Annotated in this window: 4 protein-coding genes and 2 pseudogenes; all 6 read left to right on the forward strand. The window is 66.9% G+C overall.

What is annotated here, in order from left to right:
• Window positions 1–123: 123 nt before the first annotated feature.
• A complete protein-coding gene (gene gcvT, locus Y706_RS0121930) occupies window positions 124–1,260 on the forward strand; it encodes a glycine cleavage system aminomethyltransferase GcvT (protein ID WP_028278256.1) in 1,137 nt (378 codons plus the stop codon).
• Between the two features lie 76 nt (window positions 1,261–1,336).
• Window positions 1,337–1,720 carry a glycine cleavage system protein GcvH gene (gene gcvH, locus Y706_RS0121935; protein ID WP_028278257.1) on the forward strand — a complete coding sequence of 128 codons (384 nt, stop codon included), beginning with the start codon at window positions 1,337–1,339 and terminating at the stop codon, window positions 1,718–1,720.
• 62 nt (window positions 1,721–1,782) lie between these two features.
• Window positions 1,783–2,754 (forward strand): annotated as a pseudogene (gene glyA / locus Y706_RS27160) (serine hydroxymethyltransferase); the annotation flags it as partial.
• A 56-nt stretch (window positions 2,755–2,810) separates the two neighbouring features.
• Window positions 2,811–3,380, forward strand: a complete 570-nt coding sequence (locus tag Y706_RS27165; protein ID WP_253906874.1) for a PLP-dependent aminotransferase family protein — start codon at window positions 2,811–2,813, stop codon at window positions 3,378–3,380.
• A gap of 143 nt (window positions 3,381–3,523) precedes the next feature.
• A pseudogene (locus Y706_RS0121950) lies at window positions 3,524–3,775 on the forward strand (serine hydroxymethyltransferase); the annotation flags it as partial.
• Window positions 3,776–3,958: 183 nt separating this feature from the next.
• The coding region (locus tag Y706_RS0121955) for a serine dehydratase beta chain (RefSeq protein ID WP_028278260.1) at window positions 3,959–4,435 on the forward strand (477 nt) is incomplete at its 3' end.

Here is a 4,435-nt window from a genome sequence, read left to right on the forward strand (position 1 = left end):
GTACTTCCCGCCGGTCGGCCGGATCGACGGAGCAGCCGGGGACCGCAACCTGATCTGCTCCTGCCCTCCCCTCGAATCGTTCGAGGACAACACAGCAGCGTTCGAAAACTAAGGACTGACTCAATGACTGAGAACTACACCGCTCTCTACGAGCAGCACAAAAAAGCCGGCGCCTCCTTCACGGACTTCGGCGGCTGGCAGATGCCCCTCAAATACGAATCTGAACTCGCAGAGCACCACGCTGTCCGCAACGCCGCGGGCCTGTTCGACCTCTCCCACATGGGCGAAGTCTGGGTCAGCGGTCCGGACGCGGCCGGGTTCCTCGACTACGCCCTGGTCGGGAAGCTGTCGGCGATCGCCGTTGGCAAGGCCAAGTACTCGCTGATCTGCAACACCGACGGCGGCATCATCGACGACCTCATCACCTACCGCCGCGGCGAGGACAGGTACCTCGTGGTTCCCAATGCGGGCAACGCCAAGGTAGTCGCCGCGGCCCTCGCTGAGCGGGCCGGTTCCGGAAAGGAAGGCGGATTCGACGTCACCGTCCAGGACGCCTCTGCTGAGACCTCGCTGATCGCCGTCCAGGGCCCCAACGCAGAAGCCATTCTGCTGACCCTTGTCCCAACCGAGCAGCATGTCCTGGTCACCGGCCTGAAGTACTACGCCGCGGTCGAGGTCCAGATCAAGGGACAGGATCTGCTTCTCGCCCGCACCGGCTACACCGGCGAGGACGGCTTCGAGATATACATCCCGAACGAGGATGCGGCAGGTCTATGGGAAGCCTTGCTTGAAGCGGGCGAAGAATACGGCCTCATTCCCGCCGGCCTCGCGTCCCGCGACTCCCTGCGCCTCGAAGCCGGCATGCCGCTCTACGGCAACGAGCTCTCCCGCTACGTCAACGCCTACGCCGCCGGACTGGGCCCCGTTGTCTCGCTCACCAAGGAAAGCGACTTTGTGGGCAAGGAGGCGCTGACGGCGATCAAGGCTGCCGGCGTCGGATCGTCCATCGGCCAAAAACTCGTGGGACTCAAGGGCACGGGGCGCAGGGCAGCCCGGGCCCATTACTCCGTCCTCAAGAACGGAACGCTCATCGGTGAGGTGACCTCGGGTCAGCCGAGCCCGACGCTCGGTTACCCGGTCGCCCTGGCGTATGTCGACGTCGAGAACTCAGAACCTGGCACGATCGTCGACGTCGAACTCCGCGGCAAGACGGAACCGTTCGAAGTCGTCGCGCTGCCGTTCTACAAGCGCCAAAAGTAAGTCCCCTCGGGTCGCCGTTGGCCCTTCCGGGCCGGGGTAAACAAGTTTTACGAACGAGAAGAAAGAAGGATTTGAGATGAGCAAAGTAGTTGCTGAACTGAAGTATTCGGCTGAGCACGAGTGGGTTGCTTCAGATGGTGCCGGGCCCGCGGGCATTGGTATTTCCGCTGTCGCCGCGGACGCGCTGGGCGACATCGTGTACGTGGACCTGCCCGAGGTCGGCGCCACGGTGACTGCGGGGGAGACCTGCGGCGAGGTTGAGTCGACCAAGTCCGTCTCGGACCTGTACGCCCCTGTGACGGGCGAGGTCACCGAAACCAACCCCGCCGTCGTCGACGATCCCTCCCTGATCAACAGCGATCCGTACGGTGCCGGCTGGCTCTTCAAGGTGGCGGTCGCTGAAGAAGGGCCCCTGCTCTCCGCGCAGGAGTACGCGTCCAAGAACGGCGGCGAACTGTGAGCCCCTTGACGGCGGCCGCGGGCACAAGCACCGTCCCCTTTGAGCAGGTCGTTTCTCCGAGCCTGGACGCGGACCTGTCCGTGCTGGATCCGGAGATCGCCGCGACGATCGACGCCGAACTGACCCGGCAGCGTGACGGGTTGGAGATGATCGCCTCGGAGAACCACACCGCGAGGGCTGTGATGCAGGCGCAGGGTTCGGTGCTGACGAACAAGTACGCCGAGGGCTACCCGGGCAAGCGCTATTACGGCGGCTGCGAGCATGTTGACGTGATCGAACAGCTCGCGATCGACCGGGTCAAGGCGCTGTTCGGTGCCGGGTTCGCGAACGTGCAGCCGCACTCCGGCGCGCAGGCCAACGCCTCGGTGATGCACGCCCTGATCCGGCCCGGGGACACCATCATGGGCCTGAACCTGGCGCACGGCGGCCACCTGACCCACGGCATGCGGATCAACTTCTCCGGCCGGCTCTACAACGTCATTCCGTACCAGGTCCGTGAGGAGGACCACCGGATCGACATGGCCGAGGTCGAGCGCCTGGCCCAGGAGCACAAGCCGGCGCTGATCGTTGCCGGCTGGTCCGCGTACGCCCGGCGGCTGGACTTCGCCGAGTTCCGCCGGATCGCCGACTCGGTGGGCGCTTACCTGATGGTGGACATGGCGCACTTCGCCGGGCTCGTCGCGGCCGGGCTGCACCCGTCCCCGGTCCCGCACGCGCACGTCACGACCTCCACGACGCACAAGACCCTCGCGGGTCCGCGCGGCGGGATCATCCTGTCCAACGACGCCGAGATCGCCAAGAAGATCAACTCGGCGGTGTTCCCCGGGCAGCAGGGCGGCCCGCTGGAGCACGTCATCGCGGGCAAGGCCGTGGCCTTCAAGATCGCCGCGTCCGAAGAGTTCAGGGAACGCCAGGAGCGTGTGCTGGCCGGCGCCCGGATCCTTGCCGAGCGGCTGGTCCAGGACGACGTGACCGCGCAGGGGATCAACGTGATCTCCGGCGGCACCGACGTGCACCTGGTCCTCGTGGACCTCACGCGCACGTCACGACCTCCACGACGCACAAGACCCTCGCGGGTCCGCGCGGCGGGATCATCCTGTCCAACGACGCCGAGATCGCCAAGAAGATCAACTCGGCGGTGTTCCCCGGGCAGCAGGGCGGCCCGCTGGAGCACGTCATCGCGGGCAAGGCCGTGGCCTTCAAGATCGCCGCGTCCGAAGAGTTCAGGGAACGCCAGGAGCGTGTGCTGGCCGGCGCCCGGATCCTTGCCGAGCGGCTGGTCCAGGACGACGTGACCGCGCAGGGGATCAACGTGATCTCCGGCGGCACCGACGTGCACCTGGTCCTCGTGGACCTGCGCGACTGCGAACTCAACGGTCAGGAAGCCGAGGACCGGCTCGCGGAAATCGACATCACCGTCAACCGCAACGCCGTCCCGTTCGATCCGCGCCCGCCGATGGTCACCTCCGGGCTGCGGATCGGCACCCCGGCGCTGGCGACCCGCGGTTTTGGCGAGGCGGCCTTCGCCGAGGTTGCCGATATCATCGCTGAGGCTTTGATCGCCGACGCCGGCGCGGACCTCTCCGGTCTGCGCACCCGGGTTCAGGCCCTCGCCGCCGCCCACCCGCTGTACCCGGGCGTGTCCGACCTCGCCGGTTGAGCTTGGCGGGCCCGTCGGGCCCGGCCTCCTCTGCATGCTCGGTCGCGAAGACGCCCGCTGAGCGGACGTGACGCTCCCTTAGACGCATGCTGCCGGAGACCGGACCCGAAGGGGCCCCTGTTCACCTCTGTCCCCGAGCCCATATCGACATCACCGTCAACCGCAACGCCGTCCCGTTCGATCCGCGCCCGCCGATGGTCACCTCCGGGCTGCGGATCGGCACCCCGGCGCTGGCGACCCGCGGTTTTGGCGAGGCGGCCTTCGCCGAGGTTGCCGATATCATCGCTGAGGCTTTGATCGCCGACGCCGGCGCGGACCTCTCCGGTCTGCGCACCCGGGTTCAGGCCCTCGCCGCAGCCCACCCGCTCTACCCCTCGGTTGATAACCTCGCCTAGGCGACGTAAGACTGAAGTAGCAGCAGTACAGAACTAACAGCAGTACAGATCACGACGCCGGGTTGCCGCCACAAGCCGCCGCCCGGCGTCGTGCATCCGGCCTGCGGCCGCCAACCAGCGCCCGCAGCGCCTTCCGGCAGGACCCTCTGCCGGACCACAGCAAGACCTAGTTAGGAACCGACAATGGCTGTTGGAGTCTTCGATCTCTTTTCCATCGGCATAGGGCCATCCAGTTCCCACACGGTGGGACCGATGCGGGCCGCCGCGGTCTTCGCCGAGGAGCTCAAAACGTCCGGGGACCTGGAGAAGGTGGCGTCGCTGCGGGTGGACCTGTACGGCTCCCTCGCCGCTACCGGGCACGGGCACGGCACCATGACCGCGATCCTGCTGGGCCTGGAGGGCTTCCATCCCGAGCAGATCCTGCCCGAGGAAGTGGAGGGTCGGCTGGCCGCGATCGCTGAGACCGGGAAACTGCAGCTGGCCGGTTCCGTGCCGCTGCCCTACGGGGTGCAGGACATGATCCTGCGCCCCCTGACCATCCTGCCCCGGCACACCAACGGCATGAGCTTCACGGTCTCCGACGCCGACGGCGAAGTCCTGCACAAGGCGACGTTCTTCTCCGTGGGCGGCGGCTTCATTGTCCGCGAGGGCGAGGAGGAC

The sequence above is a fragment of the Arthrobacter sp. I3 genome (assembly GCF_000520575.1).
Lineage (GTDB): Bacteria > Actinomycetota > Actinomycetes > Actinomycetales > Micrococcaceae > Arthrobacter > Arthrobacter humicola_A.

Bases quoted from the DNA above. Each gene is read 5' to 3' on its own strand.
- gcvH (WP_028278257.1), top strand. From the start codon at position 1,337: ATGAGCAAAGTAGTTGCTGAACTGAAGTATTCGGCTGAGCACGAGTGG.
- gcvT (WP_028278256.1), top strand. From the start codon at position 124: ATGACTGAGAACTACACCGCTCTCTACGAGCAGCACAAAAAAGCCGGC.